The 19,447-nt window shown below is 65.1% G+C and carries 25 protein-coding genes; 11 read left to right on the top strand and 14 right to left on the bottom strand.

From position 1 onward, the window contains the following. Positions 1-209 precede the first annotated feature (209 nt). The 3 genes from VHN57_RS23325 to VHN57_RS23315 all read left to right on the top strand — a co-directional run bounded on the left by VHN57_RS23325 (position 210) and on the right by VHN57_RS23315 (position 2,345). Positions 210-1,160, top strand: a complete 951-nt coding sequence (locus tag VHN57_RS23325; protein WP_423285779.1) for an RcnB family protein — start codon at positions 210-212, stop codon at positions 1,158-1,160. 100 nt (positions 1,161-1,260) lie between these two features. After that, entirely contained in the window at positions 1,261-1,938 is a 678-nt protein-coding gene (locus tag VHN57_RS23320) for a 2OG-Fe(II) oxygenase (RefSeq protein ID WP_423285777.1), read from the top strand. Between the two features lie 173 nt (positions 1,939-2,111). Next, complete coding sequence (locus VHN57_RS23315; protein WP_423285775.1) at positions 2,112-2,345, top strand: hypothetical protein; 234 nt, start codon at positions 2,112-2,114, stop codon at positions 2,343-2,345. Positions 2,346-2,367: 22 nt separating this feature from the next. Here the strand turns inward: VHN57_RS23315 and VHN57_RS23310 are convergent. Beyond that, a protein-coding gene (locus VHN57_RS23310) for an IS3 family transposase (RefSeq protein WP_148564904.1) occupies positions 2,368-3,500 on the bottom strand; the annotation gives its coding sequence in 2 pieces (ribosomal slippage) (positions 2,368-3,239 and positions 3,239-3,500; 1,134 coding nt in all). A 46-nt stretch (positions 3,501-3,546) separates the two neighbouring features. Between VHN57_RS23310 and VHN57_RS23305 the strand changes: the two genes are divergently transcribed. Then, positions 3,547-3,948: an RcnB family protein gene (locus VHN57_RS23305; protein WP_423286115.1), complete on the top strand. Its 402-nt coding sequence runs from the start codon at positions 3,547-3,549 to the stop codon at positions 3,946-3,948. Between the two features lie 187 nt (positions 3,949-4,135). On the opposite strand, the gene VHN57_RS23300 is transcribed toward VHN57_RS23305, so the two are convergent. After that, complete coding sequence (locus VHN57_RS23300; RefSeq protein ID WP_423285773.1) at positions 4,136-5,716, bottom strand: lysine--tRNA ligase; 1,581 nt, start codon at positions 5,714-5,716, stop codon at positions 4,136-4,138. 131 nt (positions 5,717-5,847) lie between these two features. On the opposite strand from VHN57_RS23300, the gene VHN57_RS23295 reads away from it, so the two are divergent. From VHN57_RS23295 to VHN57_RS23280, 4 genes are all read left to right on the top strand, one after another. After that, entirely contained in the window at positions 5,848-6,219 is a 372-nt protein-coding gene (locus tag VHN57_RS23295; RefSeq protein ID WP_333884488.1) for a PilZ domain-containing protein, read from the top strand. A 49-nt stretch (positions 6,220-6,268) separates the two neighbouring features. Further along, the gene (locus tag VHN57_RS23290) at positions 6,269-9,022 is read left to right on the top strand and encodes an ATP-dependent DNA helicase (RefSeq protein WP_423285771.1); all 2,754 of its coding nucleotides are present in this window, start codon (positions 6,269-6,271) and stop codon (positions 9,020-9,022) included. Positions 9,023-9,113: 91 nt separating this feature from the next. Continuing rightward, positions 9,114-9,656: a SixA phosphatase family protein gene (locus VHN57_RS23285; RefSeq protein ID WP_010336850.1), complete on the top strand. Its 543-nt coding sequence runs from the start codon at positions 9,114-9,116 to the stop codon at positions 9,654-9,656. Between the two features lie 2 nt (positions 9,657-9,658). Further along, positions 9,659-10,183: a GNAT family N-acetyltransferase gene (locus VHN57_RS23280; RefSeq protein ID WP_125998394.1), complete on the top strand. Its 525-nt coding sequence runs from the start codon at positions 9,659-9,661 to the stop codon at positions 10,181-10,183. Positions 10,184-10,189: 6 nt separating this feature from the next. On the opposite strand, the gene VHN57_RS23275 is transcribed toward VHN57_RS23280, so the two are convergent. The 5 genes from VHN57_RS23275 to rpmF all read right to left on the bottom strand — a co-directional run bounded on the left by VHN57_RS23275 (position 10,190) and on the right by rpmF (position 13,275). Then, positions 10,190-10,534 (bottom strand): MerR family transcriptional regulator, encoded by a 345-nt coding sequence (locus VHN57_RS23275; protein WP_423285768.1) that lies wholly within the window; start codon positions 10,532-10,534, stop codon positions 10,190-10,192. An 82-nt stretch (positions 10,535-10,616) separates the two neighbouring features. Continuing rightward, a complete protein-coding gene (ihfA, locus tag VHN57_RS23270; protein ID WP_004209953.1) occupies positions 10,617-10,913 on the bottom strand; it encodes an integration host factor subunit alpha in 297 nt (98 codons plus the stop codon). Positions 10,914-11,038: 125 nt separating this feature from the next. Then, the gene (locus VHN57_RS23265) at positions 11,039-12,007 is read right to left on the bottom strand and encodes a beta-ketoacyl-ACP synthase III (RefSeq protein WP_026108753.1); all 969 of its coding nucleotides are present in this window, start codon (positions 12,005-12,007) and stop codon (positions 11,039-11,041) included. Further along, complete coding sequence (gene plsX / locus VHN57_RS23260; protein ID WP_010336845.1) at positions 12,004-13,029, bottom strand: phosphate acyltransferase PlsX; 1,026 nt, start codon at positions 13,027-13,029, stop codon at positions 12,004-12,006. The genes VHN57_RS23265 and plsX overlap by 4 nt, the downstream gene beginning before the upstream one ends. Before the next feature lie 66 nt (positions 13,030-13,095). Further along, a complete protein-coding gene (rpmF, locus tag VHN57_RS23255; protein ID WP_004209950.1) occupies positions 13,096-13,275 on the bottom strand; it encodes a 50S ribosomal protein L32 in 180 nt (59 codons plus the stop codon). 206 nt (positions 13,276-13,481) lie between these two features. On the opposite strand from rpmF, the gene VHN57_RS23250 reads away from it, so the two are divergent. Next, a complete protein-coding gene (locus VHN57_RS23250) occupies positions 13,482-13,910 on the top strand; it encodes an MAPEG family protein (RefSeq protein WP_026108754.1) in 429 nt (142 codons plus the stop codon). On the opposite strand, the gene VHN57_RS23245 is transcribed toward VHN57_RS23250, so the two are convergent. The 5 genes from VHN57_RS23245 to VHN57_RS23225 form a co-directional block, all read right to left on the bottom strand. After that, positions 13,907-14,563 (bottom strand): MBL fold metallo-hydrolase, encoded by a 657-nt coding sequence (locus VHN57_RS23245; RefSeq protein ID WP_287430697.1) that lies wholly within the window; start codon positions 14,561-14,563, stop codon positions 13,907-13,909. The two genes, VHN57_RS23250 and VHN57_RS23245, sit on opposite strands and share 4 nt — an antisense overlap. 65 nt (positions 14,564-14,628) lie before the next feature. After that, the gene (locus VHN57_RS23240; RefSeq protein ID WP_004209947.1) at positions 14,629-15,054 is read right to left on the bottom strand and encodes an RrF2 family transcriptional regulator; all 426 of its coding nucleotides are present in this window, start codon (positions 15,052-15,054) and stop codon (positions 14,629-14,631) included. A 94-nt stretch (positions 15,055-15,148) separates the two neighbouring features. Then, positions 15,149-16,195: a glycerophosphodiester phosphodiesterase gene (locus VHN57_RS23235; RefSeq protein WP_423285763.1), complete on the bottom strand. Its 1,047-nt coding sequence runs from the start codon at positions 16,193-16,195 to the stop codon at positions 15,149-15,151. Next, entirely contained in the window at positions 16,192-16,548 is a 357-nt protein-coding gene (locus tag VHN57_RS23230; protein WP_004209945.1) for an ArsC family reductase, read from the bottom strand. The genes VHN57_RS23235 and VHN57_RS23230 overlap by 4 nt, the downstream gene beginning before the upstream one ends. Before the next feature lie 15 nt (positions 16,549-16,563). Next, on the bottom strand, positions 16,564-16,944 hold the full coding sequence (locus tag VHN57_RS23225; protein ID WP_004209940.1) for a RidA family protein: 381 nt from the start codon (positions 16,942-16,944) through the stop codon (positions 16,564-16,566). Positions 16,945-17,109: 165 nt separating this feature from the next. Between VHN57_RS23225 and VHN57_RS23220 the strand changes: the two genes are divergently transcribed. Then, a complete protein-coding gene (locus VHN57_RS23220; RefSeq protein ID WP_017499116.1) occupies positions 17,110-17,424 on the top strand; it encodes a hypothetical protein in 315 nt (104 codons plus the stop codon). 3 nt (positions 17,425-17,427) lie between these two features. Here the strand turns inward: VHN57_RS23220 and VHN57_RS23215 are convergent, their stop codons facing one another. Next, positions 17,428-17,844 (bottom strand): globin domain-containing protein, encoded by a 417-nt coding sequence (locus VHN57_RS23215; RefSeq protein ID WP_423285760.1) that lies wholly within the window; start codon positions 17,842-17,844, stop codon positions 17,428-17,430. 151 nt (positions 17,845-17,995) lie between these two features. Here VHN57_RS23215 and VHN57_RS23210 point away from each other — a divergent pair, with 151 nt between their 5' ends. Next, positions 17,996-18,604 (top strand): thermonuclease family protein, encoded by a 609-nt coding sequence (locus tag VHN57_RS23210; RefSeq protein WP_423285758.1) that lies wholly within the window; start codon positions 17,996-17,998, stop codon positions 18,602-18,604. A gap of 31 nt (positions 18,605-18,635) precedes the next feature. On the opposite strand, the gene VHN57_RS23205 is transcribed toward VHN57_RS23210, so the two are convergent. Beyond that, complete coding sequence (locus VHN57_RS23205) at positions 18,636-19,298, bottom strand: glycine zipper 2TM domain-containing protein (RefSeq protein WP_423285756.1); 663 nt, start codon at positions 19,296-19,298, stop codon at positions 18,636-18,638. Positions 19,299-19,447 lie beyond the last annotated feature (149 nt).

The raw sequence follows: 19,447 nt of genomic DNA, 5'->3' as shown, positions 1-19,447 counted from the left end.
TGATCTGGATCAGCTTTGCGCCGAACAGCCCATTTACCGGGCTTTGCCGATGCAAGATGGTGGGATGGATGGAATGATCGAGATTGTCCATTGTTCCGGGACAGAATCTTTCAAATCGCTGACAGAAGAGTTCAGCATCGCGACATCGCCATCCGCGTAGAGATGCGGCATGAAGGGAACAGATGGTTCCTGCACGAGGAATCGGAACGATGCTGAGGAAATGGATGCTGGCCGGCCTGATGGGTGCGACGCTGCTGGGCGGCGTGGCACCGGCCTATGCCCAGCGTGGCGACAATGGCGGCGGTCCGCGCGGCGAGCGTGGCGCCGGCAATCCCGGAAACCGGGGCGGCGACATGCGCGGTTCCCAGGGCGGCACCCGCTGGCAGGGTGGCGGTGATCGCGGCAATGGCAATGCTGGCGGACGTCCGCAAATGGCGGCGCCTGCACAGCGCTGGCAGGGTGGCCCCGAGCGGGTAAGCCGGCCGGACCAGCGGCCCGATCAACGCGCCGATCGCCCCAGTGGCAATTGGCAGCGTCCCGGCAATCCGACCCCCGGCATGCAGCCGGTCGCCCGACCTGACCGCCCGGACGGACGCGGTGATGGGCGCCGGGTAGACGCGCGGCCGGATAGTCGCTCCGACTGGAATCGGCAGGTCTGGGACCGCAATCGCAACGGGAACGACCGGGATCGCAACGGCCGTGACTGGAACGACCGCAATCGTGACGGCCGCCCCGACGATCGGCGCTGGAGCGACAATGATCGGCGCGGCGATCGCCCCGGCTATCCCGGCAACTGGAACAATGGTGGCCGCCGCTATGACGATCGCACCCGTTGGGCCGACCAGCGCCGCTGGGACAATGGCTGGCGCCAGGACCGGCGCTATGACTGGTATGGCTATCGCAGCCGCTATGGCGACCGCTATCGCATGGGCCGCTATTATGCGCCGTCGGGCTGGAATTATGGCTATCGCAGCTTCTCGATCGGTGTGTTCCTGTCGGGTCCGCTCTATGGCAGCAACTACTGGCTGAACGATCCCTATTATTACCGCCTGCCGCCGGCCTACGGCACGATGCGCTGGATCCGCTATTATGACGATGCGCTGCTGGTCGATATCCGCGACGGCTATGTCGTCGATGTGATCCGCAACTTCTTCTGGTGACAGCCTCCTGAACTGGCCTTCAGGACACTGGGCCCGGTGCGACACCGCACCGGGCCCTTTTTCATTGCGCGGCGCCGGCCGGAAATGGCAGGGAGGCGGCATGAACGAGATAGTGGATGATGGCGGCACCGCGTCGCCCGCCCGCGCCGCGATCGGCGATCGGGTGCGCGAGAAACTGAACCGCAACCCGCTGGTCAGCCGCATCGACAGCCCCCATCTGGAAATCTATGGGCGGCAGGATTTCCTGGGCGCCGAAGAATGCGCGATGATGCGCGCGATCATCGACGCCGGCGCCCAGCCCTCCACCCTGTTCACCGGACGGGAAAATGCCGATTATCGCACCAGCCACAGCTGCAATCTCGACCGGGAAGACCCGCTGGTCCATGCGATCAGCGCCCGCATCTGTGCGATGACCGGGCTGGAGCCGGACCATGGCGAGACATTGCAGGGGCAGCGTTACACCCAGGGCCAGGAATATAAGGTCCATTGCGACTATTTCCCGGTCAATGCCAGCTATTGGCCCGAGATGCGCAAGACTGGTGGCCAGCGTAACTGGACGGCGATGATCTATCTCTCGCCGGTCGAGGGCGGGGGCGAGACCCATTTTCCGCGCTGCGAATTCATGGTGCCGCCGATCGAGGGGATGATCCTGATCTGGAACAATCTGAAGCCCGACGGTGCGCCAAACCCCTATAGCCTGCACGCCGCCCGGCCGGTGGCTCAGGGCACAAAATATGTCGTGACCAAATGGTTTCGCGAACGCCCCTGGGTTCGCTGACCCAGAACGTCGCGCGCCATTACACTTTGCGACATAAATGACTGGTTCCTGACAGCGTCGTTACCGGACGGTTCAGCGAATCCACTCCATATTCAACATGTTGGTAAGGGAACCTGCCCCGCTTGAAGCGGTTGGAAGCGTCCCCGAGCCTCCAGATTGATGGGAGTAGAAACATGCGCAAGATCATCATCCTTGGCCTTCTTGCGGCCACCGTCGTCCCCAGCGTCGCTTCCGCCCAGTCCTATGGCGAGGCCCGCCGCAGCGAACAGCGACTGCGCGAAGACCAGAAGTGGCTCGGTTTGTCTGAACAGCCTTTGACGTTTGATAAGTGGATCGTCTGCGGTTTGGTTGTTCAAGCTGCTGCCTGCGGGGCGTCATGGAGGTCGGGCGTAGCCCGGCCGGAGTGACGCCCCGCAAGTCGCGGCCAATTCACGCTGCCACGGCCTGTGGCAGATTGTCAAAGTAGGTTTGATCGGGCGTACGTCCGCCGAGGCTCGAGTGAGGTCTCCGGGCGTTGTAGAAGCCCAGGTATCGGCCGATCGAACTGCGCGCTTCGCTGACGCATGCGTAGGCGTGCAGGTAGACTTCCTCGTACTTCACTGAGCGCCACAGCCGCTCGACCACGACATTGTCGCGCCAGGCGCCGCGGCCGTCCATGCTGATGGCAATCTTTTCTCGCATCAGCACACTGGTGAAGGCCTGGCTCGTGAATTGGCTGCCTTGGTCCGTATTGAAAATCTCCGGTTTGCCATAGCGCGCCAGGGCTTCCTCGAGCGCTTCCACGCAAAAGTCGGCCTCCAGCGTGATCGAGATCCGGTGGCTGAGAACCTTGCGGCTGAACCAGTCGACGATGGCGACGAGATAGACGAACCCCTTGGCCATGGGGATGTAGCTGATGTCTGTCGCCCAAACCTGATTGGGCCTCACGATCGGAAGCTTGCGCAGGAGATAGGGGTAGATCTTGTGTCCTGGTGCCGGCTTGGAAGTGCTGGGACGGCGATAGACCGCCTCGATCGCCATCTTCTTCATCAGGCTCGCGACATGGCAGCGGCCGATCGTGATGCCCTCCTGACGAAGAAAGTCGCGCATCATCCGGCTTCCTGCGAACGGGAACTCCAGATGCAACGCGTCGATGCGACGCATGATTGCGAGGTCTTCGGATGAAACCGGCCGCGGCAGATAATAGACACTGCCCCGGCTGATCCCCAGTTCCTTCGCCTGCCGCTTCACCGGCAAGGTGTGCGTTCGATCGATCATCGCTTTGCGCTCGGCAACAGACCTGCCTTGCCGAGCGCGCCTTCCAAAAAATCATTGGCCAGCGTCAGTTCGCCGATCTTGGCGTGAAGCGTCTTCACGTCGACGGCCGGTTCGTCCGACGCCTTCTCCGAGCCGAACACGCCCGCCGCCCCTTCGAGCAACTGCGTGCGCCACGTCGTGATCTGGTTGGGATGCAGATCATAGTCGTGCGCCAGCTCTGCCAGCGTCTTCTCGCCCTTGATCGCGGCAAGCGCCACCTTCGCCTTAAATGCCGGGCTGTGGTTGCGCCGGGGTCGTCTGCTCATTCTCTGCTCCTGTCTCGCAGCCTTCCTGGCTGCTCCGAGGCAGAAAATCCAATTATCTCAGTGTGCAGATTCTCCAGGCCACCTCTACCAGCGCGACCTGCGCGCGGCCCAGCGCTATGGCGATCGCCGCGATGTCCGCGAAGCCCGTCGCGATGTTCGCGACTCCCGCCAGGAAGCGCGCGAAGACTGGCAGGATTATCGCCGCAGCCACCGCGACGTCTATCGCGCCGGCAACTGGAATGCGCCCTTCCGCTATTCGCGCTGGAATGCCGGCGCCCAGCTTCGCCCGGCCTATTATAGCTCGCGCTATTATATCGCCGATCCCTATCGCTATCGCCTGCCCCGTCCGGCCGCCAATCAGCGTTGGGTCCGCCACTATAATGACGTGATGCTGGTGAATGTGCGCACCGGCCGGGTCATGACCGTCCATCGCGGCTTCTTCTGGTAAGCCGGACGACGAAACAGAAAAGACCCCGGACAGCGATGTTCGGGGCCTTTCTTTACCCCCTTGGCCGCGCCCCCCGTTTCCGGGCGGGCGCGGCCGATGCCGTGCCAGGCACGCCATCAGTCCGAAAGGGGGGTGGACCGTTCGCGAAACGCCCCTCGCGCGCGATGGTTCCCCCGCTTCGTTCCGATCAGGCGGCGAGCGCCTGCGCAATCAGCTTGCGGCTGTTGTCGATGCCATAGAGCGCGATGAAGCTGCCCATGCGCGGCCCCTGATCAGCGCCCAGCAGCGTCTGGTAGAGCGCCTTGAACCAGTCGCGCAGTTCGGCGAAGCCAAAGGCTTCATCCTTGCCAATGGCATAGACGATATTCTGGATATCCTCCGCGCTGGCATCGGCCGGCAAGGCGGCCAGTTCTTCGTCCAGTTTGGCAAGCGCCGCCGCTTCGTTGGCGTGCGGCGCCCGGCGCTGGAGCGTCGGCGCGACGAAATCGCGATGATAGGCGAGCGCATGGCCGATCAGCGCGTCGAGTTCCGGATAGGTTTCCGCGCTGGCGCCGGGCACATAATTCTGGAGATAGCTCCACACCTGCTCACGGCTGGCATCGCCCATCACGCCGACCAGATTGAGCAGCAGGCCGAAGGTCACCGGCAACTCGCCCTGCGGCAGCTTGCCATCATGGATATGATGGACCGGGTTGCCGAGCTGCTGCTCGATCGCCTGCTTGGGATAATTGCCGCGGAACTGCCAATATTCGTCGACCGCGCGCGGGATCACGCCCATATGCAGCTGCTTGGCCTTCTTGGGCTCGCGATAGGCGTAGAAGGCCAGGCTTTCCTGCGGGCCATAGGTCAGCCATTGTTCGAGGCTGAGGCCATTGCCCTTGGACTTGGAGATCTTCTCGCCCTTTTCGTCGAGGAACATCTCGTAGTTGAAGCCCTCGGGCGGGCGGCCACCGAGCGCGCGACAGATCTTCGACGACTGGGTGACCGAATCGATCAGATCCTTGCCCGCCATTTCATAGTCGACGCCCAGCGCATACCAGCGCATCGCCCAGTCGACCTTCCATTGCAGCTTCGCGCCGCCGCCCAGGATCGACTGCTCGATCGTCTCGCCTTCATCCACGAAGCGAACGATACCGGCCTCGGCATCGACCACCTCGACCGGCACCTGCAGCACGATGCCGCTCTTCGGGCTGATCGGCAGCACCGGCGAATAGGTCGCCTGCCGTTCCTTGCGCAGGGTCGGCAGCATGATGTCCATGATCGCCTGATAACGGCGCAGCACCTGGCGCAGCGCTTCGTCGAAGGCACCGGCCTGATACTGTTCAGTAGCCGAGACAAATTCATACTCAAAGCCGAAGCTGTCGAGAAACTCGCGCAGCATCGCATTATTGTGATGCGCGAAGCTTTCATATTTCTCGAACGGATCGGGCACCTGCGTCAGCGGCTTGCCCAGATAGTCCGCCAGCATCGCCTGGTTCGGCACATTGTCCGGCACCTTGCGGAAACCGTCCAGATCGTCGCTGAACGCCACCAGCCGGGTCGGAATGTCCGACAGCGCGTGGAAGGCGTTGCGGACCATGGTGGTGCGCAGCACTTCGTTGAAGGTGCCGATATGCGGCAGGCCCGACGGGCCATAGCCGGTCTCGAACAGGATATGGCCTTTCTCCGGCGCGCCATTGGGGTAACGCTTGAGAAGCTTGCGCGCCTCCTCATAGGGCCAGGCCTTAGACGCGTTCGCGGCGGTGCGGAGAATGTCGGATATGGTCATGATGCCAAAGCCCCTACCGCCGCGAAGGGCGAAAGGGAACGGCTTTTGGAGGCAAAAACGCGTTAAACCGGGCTTCATATTTAGATTTTGTTCACCCTGTTCCTCCATGGTCTGGTCATATGGAGGCTCCCATGCAGACACCCCGCAGCCGCGAACGGATTCCCGTCGACATCGCGATCACCATCACGACCGTGCTCGACAGCCTGGAAGGGACGATCGTCGATCTGAGCGCGGGGGGCGCGCAGGTCGTCGGCTGTTCGCTGCCGACCGGAAGCCAGTGTCAGCTGGATATTGATGGCTATAGCGTGTTCGGCACGGTGCGCTGGTCGGAAGAGGACCGGATGGGCATCCGTTTTCCCTATATCCTGACCGAAGGGCCGTTGTTCGAGCAGCTGGAAATGGCGCGCCTGGCCCGCCGCGCGCCGGTGGCGTTCCAGCCCCGACCGGCTGCGCCCGCCTTCACCTATTCCGGTCCCATGGGTTTTGGCCGCCGGACCAGTTGATCGGCGCATTTCGGTTTCCCTTTTGTTCGCCTTGCCCTAAGCCGGGCGGGTGATCGATCCTGCTGCCCTGCCCGCTCTCCATGCCAGCCATGGCGGCATCTGGCTGCGCGAAGGCAGCCGCACCATGGGCGTCGCCAAGGGCCAGGCTATTGCCCGCACCGCCGAGACGCCGACGCTACTGCTCAATGCACCGCTGACCGGCCAGCGGCTGGGCTATCCCGATCTCAATGGCCTCGACCTGCTGGAACTCTGGGCCTTCGTCCATCCCGCGCGCTTCCTGGTGCCCACGCCCAAGGGGCTGGCCGAGGCGCTGGACCTGCCGCAACCGGCTCAGGAAGGCGATATCCCGGCCCTGCTGCAGATGGCGGCGCGCGCCCTGCTCGACCGGCTCGATTCCCCGGAATGGAAAGAAAGAGAAGGCGGCTGGACCGCGGCGCAGGCGCTGCACCGGCTGCGCTGGCCCTGGTCGCCGCTGGTCGCGCCGCGCATCAGCCGCCCGGCCGAGGCGGAACGCTGGCTCTTTTCCAAGCTGCCCGAATGGGAGGAGGCTGCACCCCGCCCTGCCCCACGCACCGTGGCGATGGAGGAGGATGAAGTGCTGGCGCGGCTCGACAGCCTGACCGGACCGGGCGCCGAACCCCGTCCCGGCCAGCGCGCCTATGCCGCCGCCGCGATGGAGGCTTTTCGCCCGCGCACGCATCGCGACCAGCCCAACATGCTGCTGGCGGAAGCCGGCACCGGCATCGGCAAGACGCTGGGCTATCTCGCCCCCGCCTCGCTCTGGGCCGCGCAGGCGCAGGGCACGGTGTGGATATCCACCTATACCAAGGCGCTGCAACGCCAGCTCGACCGGGAATCGCTGCGCCTCTTCCCCGATCCCGCGACCGCCGCGCGACGTGTGGTGGTGCGCAAGGGGCGAGAAAATTATCTCTGCCTGCTCAATCTGGAAGATGCGTTGCAGGGCGGCTTTGCCGGCCGCGCTGCCATATTGGCGCAACTGGTCGCCCGCTGGGCCGCTTTCTCCAAGGATGGCGACATGGTGGGCGGCGACCTGCCCGGCTGGCTGCCCATCCTGTTCCGGCGCAACGGCTCCACCGCGCTGACCGACCGGCGCGGTGAGTGCATCTATGCCGGTTGCCCGCATTATCGGAAATGCTTCATCGAACGGTCGGCGCGGGCATCGGCCGAGGCGGATATCGTCATCGCCAATCATGCGCTGGTGATGATCAACGCCGCGCGCGGCCGCGAGACCGGGCAGCGCCCGCAACGCATCGTCTTCGACGAGGGTCATCATCTGTTCGACGCCGCCGATTCGACCTTCTCGGTCGCGCTGTCGGGGCAGGAGGCGATCGAACTGCGGCGCTGGGTGATGGGGCCGGAAGGCGGATCGCGCGGCCGCCGCCGGGGCCTGGCGGCGCGCCTGTCCGACCTTGCCAGCTATGACGAGGAAGGCGGCGAGGCGATCCGCACGGCAGTCGAAGCGGCGCGCGCTTTGCCGGCCGACGACTGGCTGAAGCGAATCGTGGCAGGTGAGCCTTTCGGTCCGCTGGAGGAATTGCTCGCCACGGTGCGCGGCACCGTCTTCGCACGCGCCGCCGACAGCGGCGAGGCAGATGCCGGCTATGGGCTGGAAACCGAACTGGCCGAACCCGATGGCCCGCTGGTCGAGGCGGCGCAGGAAGCGGCGATCGCGCTCGATGCGCTGCTGAAGCCGCTTGTCCGGCTGTCGAAGCGGCTGGAGGCCGTGCTGGAGGATGCGCCCGACTGGCTCGACGGCGCGGCGCGGGCGCGGATCGAAGGGGCGATCGGATCGCTCGGCTGGCGCCGCGACCTGATCAGCGCCTGGCTGGCGCTGCTGGCGCGGATCGGCGGCCCGGCCGACCCCGATTTCGTCGACTGGATGACCGTCGACCGGGTCGAGGGGCGCGAATATGATATCGGCCTGCACCGCCACTGGCTCGACCCGACCCGGCCGCTGGCCGAGGCGGTGCTGCAACCCGCGCAGGGCGTGATCGTCACATCCGCTACGTTGAAGGGCGGCGGCGACTGGTCCAATGCCGAAGCCCGCAGCGGCGTCACCCACCTGCCCCACAGCGCCGAACGGTTCGAGGCGGCCAGTCCGTTCGACTATCCCGGCCGGGCCGAGGTGCTGATCGTCACCGACATCAAGCGCGGCGACATCGCCGCCATGTCGGGCGCCTATGCCCGGCTGATCGAGGCATCGGGCGGCGGCACGCTGGGCCTGTTCACCGCGATCCGGCGGCTGCGGGCCGTGCATGCGCGCATCGCCGACCGGCTCGCCCGCGCCGGCCTGCCGCTCTATGCCCAGCATGTCGATCCGATGGATACCGGCACATTGGTCGATATCTTCCGCGACGATCCGCGCGCATCGCTGCTGGGCACAGATGCGCTGCGCGACGGCGTCGACGTGCCCGGCCATTCGCTGCGGCTGGTGGTGATGGAGGGCGTGCCCTGGTCCAAGCCGACCGTGCTGCATGCCGCCCGGCGCCTGGCGGGGGGTGGCAGCGCCTATGACGACCGGCTGATCCGCGCGCGTCTGGCGCAGGCGTTCGGCCGGCTGATCCGACGCGCCGAGGACAAGGGCAGTTTCGTGATCCTGTCCGCCGCCATGCCGAGCCGGCTGCTGAGCGCGTTCCCGCCCGGCACGCCGATCCGCCGGCTGACGCTGGACGAGGCGATCATCGCCGTCAGCGCAAAGATGCAGGCGCGGGACATGCAGGACGCTGGTCTTGGCGACCGAACAACGTTAGGGCATCAGGGGAGCGAACCCGGCATGCGGTGACCCGACAGGGCACGGCGCCTTTGTTTTCTGCGTTTTTGCGAGTCGGCAGGAAATATTCCGCCGCGACAAGGCGCGAGGAGCTGGAGCGAGAATGAAGCGGTTGACCCTGTTGCGCCATGCCAAGTCCGATTGGGACGATCCGGTCGCGCGGGATTTCGATCGGCCGCTCAATCGCCGGGGGGAAAAGGCCGCGCTGCTGATGGGCCAGTTCGCCGCGCGCAAGGATATGCGGTTCGACCTGCTGGTCGCCTCCCCCGCTGCCCGCGTCGTCCAGACGCTCGACACCTTCTTCACCGGCTATGGCGAAACGCTGGACGCCCGCTGGGACCGGCGCATCTATCTGGCCTCTGCCCCGACCCTGATCGACGTGCTGCGCGATTTGCCGGACGAGGCGGACAGCGTGCTGATGGCGGGGCATAATCCCGGTTTCGAGGAACTGATCCTGAGCCTGGTCCCCGACGATGGCGCCAATCCGCTGCGCGAGGATGTGGAGATCAAATTCCCCACCGCCAGCATCGCGGTGATGGAACTTGCGATCGACCAGTGGGACGCGACGACGGACAAGTGCGGCACATTGCTGAGCTTCACCCGCCCCCGCGACCTGGACCCGGCGCTGGGTCCGGGATCGCGCTGAGCTTGACCACGCCGATTCACTGGCGGCCGGCTGTCGCTTCCGATGCCGCCGCATTGGCGATATTGGGCGGCGCCACTTTCCTGGCCAGCTTTGCCCATGACCATCCCGGCGAAGCGCTGGTCACCCATATTCGCAAGGCGCATGGCGAGGATTATTATCGTGCAGCCCTCGCCGATCCGGCCCAGACGATCCTGATCGGCGAGACGCCATTGGGCGCGCCGGTCGGCTATGCGCTGATCACCCCGCCCGACCTGCCGGTGCCGACCGACGATCGGGCGGATGTCGAACTCAAGCGCATCTATCTGCTGAGCGGATGGCAGGGCGGTGGCAATGGCGACGCGCTGATGGCGCTGGTGCTGGCGGAGGCCCGGCGACGCGGCGCACGCCGGCTGCTGCTGGCCGTCTATCCACAGAATGATCGGGCGCGGCGCTTCTATGCCCGGCATGATTTTGTCGAGATCGGCGAACTGACCTTCATGGTCGGGGACGTGCCGTTCCGCGACCTTGTCTATGCCCGGACGCTCTGATCGCGATCAGCGACCCAAGGCGCGCGCCAGATCGGCCCGGATGGCTTCGAGCCGCGCGATCAGGTCCGGCTCCGGCGTCGCGGCGGGCAGCGGATCCACCGCTATATCCTCCGTGCCATCGGCCAGCGCCTTCTGCGCGCCCTTGACCGTGAAGCCCTCGACATTGAGCAACTGGTTGATGCGCCGTGCCAGCGCCACATCGGCAGGACGATAGTAGCGCCGGTTGCCCGATCGCTGGAGCGGACGCAATTGCGGAAAGCGGGTTTCCCAATAGCGCAAAATATGTTGGGCAAGACCCAGCTCTGTCGCCAGTTCGCTGATGGTCAGAAATGCGCCCTCGGCCTTTTCCATGGGCGCAATGTTGCACCCATAGTCCCGTAAAGGTCAACTACGGTAAATATACGCCAATATTACAAAAGCTGACCGAATTGCCTCAGGTCGAGGCAACCCGGTCCCGCATCGTCTGGCTCGCGCGGAATGTGAGCACCCGGCGCGGCTCGATCGGCACCTCGATCCCGGTCTTCGGGTTGCGCCCCATGCGCTCATTCTTGTCGCGCAGGACGAAGGTACCGAAACTCGAAATTTTCACATTTTCGCCGCGCTCCAGCGCAGTCGACATATGTTCCAGGATCGATTCGACCAGTGCCGCCGCTTCCGCGCGGGACAAGCCAATGTGACGATTGACGCTCTCCGCCAGATCAGCGCGGGTCAGTGTGCCAGTGCCGGTCATCGCAAATCCCCAATGTGCCCCCCTGCATCATCTGCCAAGGCAAATGAATGCGACACAAATGTGATGCATGTTGGGTGATTCGGCAAGCAGGTCAGATACGTAGGGGCGATCGTTTCGCCGTCGTATCAGACCCGCAGGACGCAGGCGCCCCAGGTGAAGCCGCCACCCATCGCTTCCAGCACGATCAGGTCGCCGGCCTTGATCCGACCATCGCGGGTCGCCGCATCCAGCGCCAGCGGCACCGAGGCGGCCGAGGTGTTGGCATGCTGGTCGACGGTGACGACGACCTTGTCCGGGGACAGCTTGAGCTTGCGCGCGGTCGCGTCGAGAATCCGGGCATTGGCCTGGTGCGGCACCAGCCAGTCGATGTCGGCGGGCGTCATTTCCGCCATCGCCATCACTTCCTTGAGCACGGTGGCGAGATTCACCACCGCATGGCGGAAGACTTCCTGCCCCTTCATGCGGACCTTGCCCACGGTCTGGGTGGTCGAAGGACCGCCATCGACATAGAGAAGCTGGTTGTGGCGGCCATCGGCATGCAGCTTGGCGGCGAGGATGCCACGCTGGCCGTCCGCGCTTTCCTCCGCGCCGAGCACGACGGCGCCGGCGCCGTCGCCGAACAGCACGCAGGTCGCACGATCTTCCCAATCGAGGATGCGGCTGAAAGTCTCCGCGCCGATCACCAGCGCGCGCTGGGCCGCGCCCGAGCGGATCATCGAATCGGCGACGGTCATCGCATAGAGGAAGCCCGAGCAGACGGCGGCGACGTCGAAGGCGACGCAGTCATCGATGCCGAGCGCGGCCTGCACCAGCGTGGCGCTGGCGGGGAAAGTCTGGTCCGGGGTGGCGGTCGCCAGGATGATGAGGTCGATATCCTGCGCGGCGAGACCGGCGGCCTCCAGCGCGCGCTTGGCGGCATCGGTCGCCAGCGTGGTCGTGGTCTCACCCTCGCCGGCGATGTAGCGGGTGCGAATGCCGGTCCGCTCGACGATCCATTCGTCGCTGGTGTCGACGGTCTGCGCCAGCTCCGCATTGGTGACGACGCGTGCGGGCAGGGCCGAGCCCGTGCCCAGGAGAACGGATCGACGCATCACTTGACGGGCAGCTCCAATTTGGACGCGACGGCGGACAGATCCTGCACCCCGGCCATGTCGGCGGCGATGCGTCGCGTGATATCCTCTTCCAGCAGGCGGGCGGCGACATGCACCGCATTGGCCACGCCCTTGGCATCGGCGCTGCCATGGCTCTTCACCACGACCCCGTTGAGGCCGAGGAAGACGGCGCCATTATGATTGTTGGGATCGAGATGATGCTTGAGCAGGTGCATCGCCGGCTTCGAGATCAGGAAGCCGATCTTGGACCGCAGCGAGCTGGAGAAGGCGCGGCGCAGCAGGTCGGCGACGAAGCGGGCAGTGCCCTCGGCCGTCTTGAGCGCGACATTGCCCGAGAAGCCGTCGCACACGATCACGTCGGTTTCGCCGCGGCCGATCTTGTCGCCTTCGGTAAAGCCGTCGAACGAGAATGGCAGGGTATCGGCCGCGCGCAGCACGGCGGCGGCGTCACGGATCTCGTCCGTGCCCTTGAGCTCTTCGGTGCCGATGTTGAGCAGGCGCACGCGCGGCCGCTCCAGATCGAGGGCGATGCGGGCATAGGCCGCACCCATCACCGCGAACTGGACGAGATTGCGCGCATCGCACTCGGTATTGGCACCAAGGTCGAGCATGACGACATCATTATCGCCAAGGGTGGGCAGCATCGCTGCCAGCGCAGGCCGATCGACGCCGGGCATGGTACGCAGCGCCAGCTTCGCCATCGCCATGAGCGCACCGGTATTGCCGGCGGAAACCGCCGCACCGGCATCACCCGACTTCACGGCGTTGATCGCCATGCTCATCGAGCTGCTCTTCTTGCGAATCGCGACGCTGGGCTTGTCCGTGCCCTCGACGATCGTGTCGGAATGCACGACTTCCGACGCCGCCCGCAAATTGGGGTGGTTGTCGAGAGCCGCCTTGATCCGGGTCTCGTCGCCGAAAAGGGTGAAGCGGAGTCCTTCGTGCCGGCGACGGGCAAGCGCAACGCCTGCCATCATCACCCGCACGCCTTCATCCCCGCCCATCGCGTCAATTGCGATTCGCGGTTGGCTGGACACTGAGATCACCCCTTTGCGGAGATCGAAAAAGTCTTACGCCCCGACGGCGATGACTTCGCGGCCGTTATAATGGCCGCACGCGTCGCACAGATTGTGGGGACGCTTCAGTTCACCGCAGTTCGAGCATTCCTGGAATGCTTCGACGCGCAGCGAATCGTGGCTGCGACGCATGCCACGCTTGGACGGGGAAGTTTTCCTTTTGGGGACAGCCATGTCGGCACCTGTTTCCGTAATTAAATCTGGTTATGCGACTGGCCGGTTTCCAAATGAGACGCCGACGGCACGGGTGCCGCAGACCATGCGGCCCGGTTGATCGCGAAGCCCTGCGCCTATAGCCGTTTTTGCAGATGGTGCAAGTCCTTCCTTGCCCGCCGGCCCGCCGCGCCTATGGTGGCGGCCCGTCGAATAGGGGGATGCCCATGTTGCTGCCGATCACGCTTACACTGGCTGCGGCCTGTGCGCTCATCAATTTCTGGCTGGCGGTGCGCTGCGCGCGAATCCGCGTGGGCGCGAAGCTTTTGCACGGCGACTCGGGGAACATGCTGCTGGCCCGGCGGATGCGGGCGCACGCCAATTTCATCGAATATACGCCGATCGTGCTGATTCTCTTCGGCCTGATCGAAATGGCGATCGGCGCGCCGCTGTGGCTGTGGATCGGGGCGATGATCTATGCGCTGGCGCGAATCGCCCATGGCTTTGGCATGGACGCGGACAAGCCGACGGTCTGGCGCGCGGGCGGCGCGCTGCTCACCTGGATCGTGATGCTCGGCCTGGCGGTCGCGGCGCTCTATGTCGCCTATGGCGCGACTCGCGCCGTGCCCGCCCCGCCGGCGATGGCGCGCGTTTAACCGAGAACGGAATCGGCCACATAGGGATTGGTGCGCCGTTCATAGGCGAAATTGCTCATCTCACCATGGCCGGGGACGAAGGCGGTCTGGCCGCCGAGCGGCCAGAGCTTGCCGGTGATCGCGTCGATCAAGTCCTGATGGTTTCCGCGCGGGAAGTCGGTGCGGCCGATCGAGCCCTTGAACAGCACGTCGCCCACGATCGCGAGCTGGCTCGGCGCATGGTGGAAGACGACATGGCCCGGCGTGTGGCCGGGGCAATGATAGACGTCGAAGGTCAGATGGCCGACCGTCACCTGGTCGCCATCGACCAGCCAGCGGCTCGGCTCGAAACTCTCGCCGGGAATGCCCCAGCGTTCGCCATCCTGCGGCAGGCGGTCGATCCAGAAGCGATCCTCCTCATGCGGCCCTTCGATCGGGACATCGAGGTCGCGGGCCAGCACGCCGGCCTGGCCGCAATGGTCGATATGGCCATGGGTGACGAGGATCTTCTCGATCGTGACGCCATGCTGCGCCGCCGCCTTCTTCAGCACCGGCAGGTCGCCGCCCGGATCGACAAAGGCGCCGCGCATCGTTTCCGTACACCAGAAGAGGGTGCAGTTCTGCTGCAGCGGGGTGACGGGGATCAGGGCGGCTTTGAGCGGCGGCGTGGTCATGCTGTCGATGTGGCGAAGCGGCGGGGCGAGCGCAAGGGCGCCCGCACACCTGCTCCTGCGGCGCCCTACCCTAACCCTTCGGCCGCGAAGGGTTCGGCGAGGCTGATGCTGTCGAGCACCTTGGCGGTTTCGTCGCGGACGCGCAGCATCACCCGGTGCAGGCGGCATTCGCTTTCGGGCAGGCAGTTGGTGCAGCTTTCATGGGCGAAACGGCTGGCGCAGGGGGTGAGCGCGAGCGATCCGCGGGTCAGGCGGACGATGTCGCCATAGCTGATGTCTACCGGCGCCAGCGCCAGCCAATAGCCGCCGTCACGGCCGCGCTGGGTCGCCACCAGCCCTTCGCGCGACAATTCGGACAGGATCACCGTCAGGAATTTCGCCGGGATGTTCTGGCGCGTCGCAATCTCGTTGAGGGGCACGGGCCCCTGGCGATAGCGGTCGGCAAGATGCTGGAGCGCGCGGATGGCGTAACGGGTCTTCTGGGACAGCATGGTCTGTTCGTTATTCGCCTGCGGCCCGGCTTTGGCAAGTCGAGCCGCAGGGTAGAGAAGGGAAAATCCGCTTTAATTTATGCGATGTTGCCGATCAGGGCTGCGCGTTGCTCAGAGCGTCGCGCGCCTGCCTGGGGAAATCGCTGAAAATGCCGTCGACGCCCGTCGCGGCGATCGCCTGGACATAGCCGGCAAAGTCGCCCCGCCCCTGCGGATCATCCGGTCGCTTATACTGGTCGGGCAGGAAGCTGTTTTCCATCCGCAGCGTCCAGATATGAACCTGAAGCCCGGCATCATGGGCGCGACCGACCAGCGCGGTCGCCCCTTCGGGCGCCAGCACCATGGCGGCGGACGGACCGAGGCCGGTGGCATAGCCGGCAATCGCCTCCAACCCGGAGACGCTCATCATGTCGGCATAGCTGGTGCCGGGTTCATCGGCGGGGCCGCCTTCGGCATCGACCAACTGGATGAGGCGCAGGCGGGTCGCTTCATGCAGGGCCTTCAGATTGCCGACCTCGAACGACTGGATGAAGACCGGATCGTCGGCATTGGTGTAGCCATATTTACCGAGCAGATCGAGCAGCGCCTGCTGGTGCGGCAGGCCGATGCCGGCGAAATAGCTGGGATGCTTGGTTTCGGGATAGAGGCCGATGCGCCGATGCTGCTCCGCCTCCTTGGCGCGGACCAGCTTCAATATCTCCTCGAAGGTCGGGATGAGATAAAGGTCGTTGAAGCGGACATTGGCCGGGCGCAGATCAGGCAGCCGTTCCCGCGCCCGCAGGGTGCGCAGTTCGGCGAGGGTGAAATCCTCGGTGAACCAGCCGGTCATTTCGACGCCGTCGATCGTCTTCGTCGTCTTTCGATCGGCAAATTCGGGATGGTCGGCGACGTCGGTGGTGCCGCCAATCTCGTTCTCGTGCCGGGCGACCAGCACGCCGTCCCTGGTCAGGACCAGATCAGGCTCGATATAGTCGGCACCCTGATCGATCGCCCGCTCATAGCTGGCGAGCGTATGTTCGGGCCGCTCTCCGCTGGCACCGCGATGCGCGATGATCAGCGGGTCGGCGGCCCTGACGGCGGAAAGGGGGAGCAGGCCCATCATCAGCAATGCCCCGATGCCCAGCAGCCCCCGTCCGATCACGCCATCACGCCTTTCAGCGCGTTTTCATAGGTCGTCGCCTTGAAACCGACGACCGTACCCTTGCCGGTGTCGAGGATCGGGCGCTTGATCATCGAGGGGTTGGTGATCATCAACAGGATCGCCTTGTCCGCGTCGATATGCGCCTTGTCCCCCGCGTCGAGCGCCTTGAAGGTGGTGCCGGAACGGTTGAGGATGGTTTCCCAACCATGTTCCATCACCCATTCCTCCAGCTTTTCCTTGTCGACGCCGGCGACCTTATAGTCGTGGAAATTATAGGCGACGCGCTCATTGTCCAGCCAGTTGCGGGCCTTCTTGATCGTGTCGCAATTCTTGATGCCGTACATGGTAATCATGATGCTGTGTCCCTGTTACCCTTTGAAGGCGGTGACTTCGATTTCGATCTTCATCTCCGGCTTGATGAGGCCAGCGACGACGCAGCTGGCGGCCGGGCGGATCTCGCCAAAGATGGGCGCGGTGGCCTTGCCCAGATCGTCCCAATAGGCAGGGTCGGTGATATAATAGGTGACGCGAACGACATCGGCAAAGGAGAAGCCGGCGTCTTCGAGCGCCTTGCCGATCACCTTGAGCGCGTTGACGCCCTGATCGACCACGCTTTCGGGCATGATCTTGGTTTCGGGATCGGTGCCGGTGGTGCCGGCGACGAAGCACCAGTCGCCCTGGACGACGGCGCGCGAATAGCCGACCTGCGCCTCGAAGGGCGAGCCGGAGGAAATGAGCTGGCGGGACATGGAGGGATTCCTGTTGCGATGCGAAAAGGATCGGGGCGAAAAGGATCGCGACGGCCTTTGCCCCCTTGGTTCCGCGCTGTCCAGTGCGTTTCCGGATGCGCTTGCGCGGAACGGGAAAATGGGGTGATCGTTGGAGGGGGACATGCCCCTGCAAGGAGACGCGCCATGACGATGTCCGACAATCGCCCCTTCCCCGACGAGAGTGAGGAGAATAGCGAACAGGCCGACGCCGGCACCCAGGCGAACGACGTCGCCGACGATGCGCTGGGCCGGACCAGCGACCTGAGCGAAGAGAGCGAGCATGGCGGGCGGAGCAACCCGGCGCAGATCATCCCCGACGATGTCCCCGACCTGGTCGACAAGATGAACGAGATGGACCGATCCGGCTGGATCGATGAAGGCGCGTTCGACGGCGAGCCGCGCATGGACGACGAGGATGATGGCGAGGAGGACGAAATCCTCAACGAGGATGACGACTAGCCGCTAGGCCGGGTGCGCCTGTGCTGGCGCGAGGCCGAAATTGATCATGCCGCGGGCCATATGGCCGAGCGCTTCCGCCATGGCGTCGGCGATGTCGGTGTCGACATCCTCCTGCAGGGCGATCGCGCAGGCGGCTGCGGTCGCCCATTGATCGGCCAGTTGCGGCGTGATCGGAAAGGCGCGGTGCAGCGACATGATGCAGGTGCCGCGCTGAAACCAGTCGCGTGGGCCGCCCAACCAGCCGCACAGGAAGCGGGTGAGGCCGTGGCGCACCACGGAGAGGTCGGCGGCATGAACGGCGCGCAGCTCGACATAGGCCGGGTCGCTTTCCAGCAGGTCATAGAAACGATCTGCGATGGCGCGGACGACCGGTTCGCCGCCGATGCGGACATAGGGGCTGGGCGGCGCGGCGGCGTTCATGCGGCAATCTCCATGGGCTGAGGCCGGCGCACCCTGCGCATCCCCTGCGCTTCCCACATTGATCCCGATCAAACGCCGGTTCGCCCCGAAATGGCGACAAGCCGGATCAGATTTAACCCTCTGTTTTTCCTGAACCTGCTAGGGGCGCGCCATGTCCAGACGCCCCGACCGATTCACCCCCGACCGCATCGACACACTCTGGCGCCGGGAGGCCGCGCGTGCCGGACAGGCGCGCTTTCGTCGCCCCGCGACCCAGCGCAGCGGTTTCAGCGGCAAGACGCTTGGATTGGTGCTGGCGCTGGGGATGATGATCGGCTGGCAGGCGCCCGACTGGTGGGCGCGGCTGGCGCCCGAGATCGCGATGCCGACGGCGTCGACCGGCACCGCGCCGTCGAGTGCCAGCGCTGACCAGCTGTCGGCCGATTTCGGCTATTGCCATAGCGGCGGCGGGACCAATTGCGTCGTCGATGGCGACACTTTCTGGTTCCGGGGCGAAAAATATCGGATCGCCGACATCGATACGCCCGAAACCCATGGGCCGCGCTGCCCGGAGGAAGGCGCGCTGGGCGCGCGGGCGACCAGCCGGTTGCAGCAATTGATGAACGCCGGCCCCTTCTCGCTGGAGATCGACGGGCGGGCGACCGACAAATATGGCCGAGCGCTGCGGATCGTGACGCGTGATGGCCAGTCGATCGGCCAGCAGCTGGTGGACGAAGGGCTGGCCCGGACCTGGGACGGACGCCGCCACCCCTGGTGCTGAAAAAAGGGGGTGTCTTCGCCCCCTTTTCCGATCAGCGGCAGCTGAGGCTGCCGCGGTCGATCTCGCGGCCGAGCAGGGCGCCGGCGCCGCCGCCGATCAATATGCCCGCCGTGTTGGAATAGCCGCGATCGAGTTGGCCACCGATCAGCGCGCCGATCGCGCCGCCGATGATGAGGCCGGTGGTCCCATCCGAACGGCGGCAATAATAGCGGTCGTCATAGCCGCGATAGATGCGCATGCTGCGGTCGACCCGGATCGGCGCATAGCCGCCGCGATAATAGCGGTCGGGGCGATAGCGGCCGCCATAGCGCGGATCGGGCCGGTTCCAGTCATAGGCATAGACCGGCGGTCCGGGCCGGCGATAGTTGCCACGGGGCGGCGGCGGGCGATGGTTGCCGGGACGGCCATATTGGGGCGGACGACCATTGCCGGGCCGGCCCGGCTGGGGCGGGCGGCCTGCCCCCGGCCGGCCGGGCTGGGGCGGCCGACCGACACCAGGGCGCGACGGCGGTCGCTGGGCATGATTGCCGCCATGGCTGGGCGGCCGATGCGCGTTGGAACCGCCGGGACGGCCATGCTGGCTGCCACCGGGGCGATGATCGTTCGGCCGATGCTGGGCAGCAGCAGGCAGGGTGGAAATGGCCATCGCCCCAAGGGCGAGCGTGGCGATCATGGCCTTCAGGGCATTGGGCATCGCATCGGTCCTCCACTTTCCGCATCGACGGGATGCGGGTCAGAACAGTTTGCCGGGAACAATGTTGCATGATCGAAACAGAATGACGAGACCAAGCGCAGCACCCCTCCCTCGAAATAGGAAATGCTGCGCTTAACTTCGCATATTTC

The sequence above is a fragment of the Sphingobium salicis subsp. salicis genome (assembly GCF_049472635.1).
In the GTDB taxonomy this organism is placed as follows: domain Bacteria; phylum Pseudomonadota; class Alphaproteobacteria; order Sphingomonadales; family Sphingomonadaceae; genus Sphingobium; species Sphingobium yanoikuyae_A.
The sequence above is the reverse complement of the archived record's forward strand: the minus strand, read 5'-3'. Positions and strand labels throughout refer to the sequence as shown.

Bases quoted from the DNA above. Each gene is read 5' to 3' on its own strand.
- plsX (WP_010336845.1), bottom strand. From the start codon at position 13,029: ATGGGCGGGGATGAAGGCGTGCGGGTGATGATGGCAGGCGTTGCGCTT.
- VHN57_RS23320 (WP_423285777.1), top strand. From the start codon at position 1,261: ATGAACGAGATAGTGGATGATGGCGGCACCGCGTCGCCCGCCCGCGCC.
- VHN57_RS23240 (WP_004209947.1), bottom strand. From the start codon at position 15,054: ATGCTGTCCCAGAAGACCCGTTACGCCATCCGCGCGCTCCAGCATCTT.
- VHN57_RS23225 (WP_004209940.1), bottom strand. From the start codon at position 16,944: ATGTCCCGCCAGCTCATTTCCTCCGGCTCGCCCTTCGAGGCGCAGGTC.
- VHN57_RS23285 (WP_010336850.1), top strand. From the start codon at position 9,114: ATGAAGCGGTTGACCCTGTTGCGCCATGCCAAGTCCGATTGGGACGAT.
- VHN57_RS23205 (WP_423285756.1), bottom strand. From the start codon at position 19,298: ATGCCCAATGCCCTGAAGGCCATGATCGCCACGCTCGCCCTTGGGGCG.
- VHN57_RS23325 (WP_423285779.1), top strand. From the start codon at position 210: ATGCTGAGGAAATGGATGCTGGCCGGCCTGATGGGTGCGACGCTGCTG.
- VHN57_RS23230 (WP_004209945.1), bottom strand. From the start codon at position 16,548: ATGATTACCATGTACGGCATCAAGAATTGCGACACGATCAAGAAGGCC.
- VHN57_RS23245 (WP_287430697.1), bottom strand. From the start codon at position 14,563: ATGACCACGCCGCCGCTCAAAGCCGCCCTGATCCCCGTCACCCCGCTG.
- VHN57_RS23315 (WP_423285775.1), top strand. From the start codon at position 2,112: ATGCGCAAGATCATCATCCTTGGCCTTCTTGCGGCCACCGTCGTCCCC.
- VHN57_RS23215 (WP_423285760.1), bottom strand. From the start codon at position 17,844: ATGAACGCCGCCGCGCCGCCCAGCCCCTATGTCCGCATCGGCGGCGAA.
- rpmF (WP_004209950.1), bottom strand. From the start codon at position 13,275: ATGGCTGTCCCCAAAAGGAAAACTTCCCCGTCCAAGCGTGGCATGCGT.
- VHN57_RS23210 (WP_423285758.1), top strand. From the start codon at position 17,996: ATGTCCAGACGCCCCGACCGATTCACCCCCGACCGCATCGACACACTC.
- VHN57_RS23275 (WP_423285768.1), bottom strand. From the start codon at position 10,534: ATGGAAAAGGCCGAGGGCGCATTTCTGACCATCAGCGAACTGGCGACA.
- VHN57_RS23300 (WP_423285773.1), bottom strand. From the start codon at position 5,716: ATGACCATATCCGACATTCTCCGCACCGCCGCGAACGCGTCTAAGGCC.
- VHN57_RS23250 (WP_026108754.1), top strand. From the start codon at position 13,482: ATGTTGCTGCCGATCACGCTTACACTGGCTGCGGCCTGTGCGCTCATC.
- VHN57_RS23295 (WP_333884488.1), top strand. From the start codon at position 5,848: ATGCAGACACCCCGCAGCCGCGAACGGATTCCCGTCGACATCGCGATC.
- VHN57_RS23220 (WP_017499116.1), top strand. From the start codon at position 17,110: ATGACGATGTCCGACAATCGCCCCTTCCCCGACGAGAGTGAGGAGAAT.
- ihfA (WP_004209953.1), bottom strand. From the start codon at position 10,913: ATGACCGGCACTGGCACACTGACCCGCGCTGATCTGGCGGAGAGCGTC.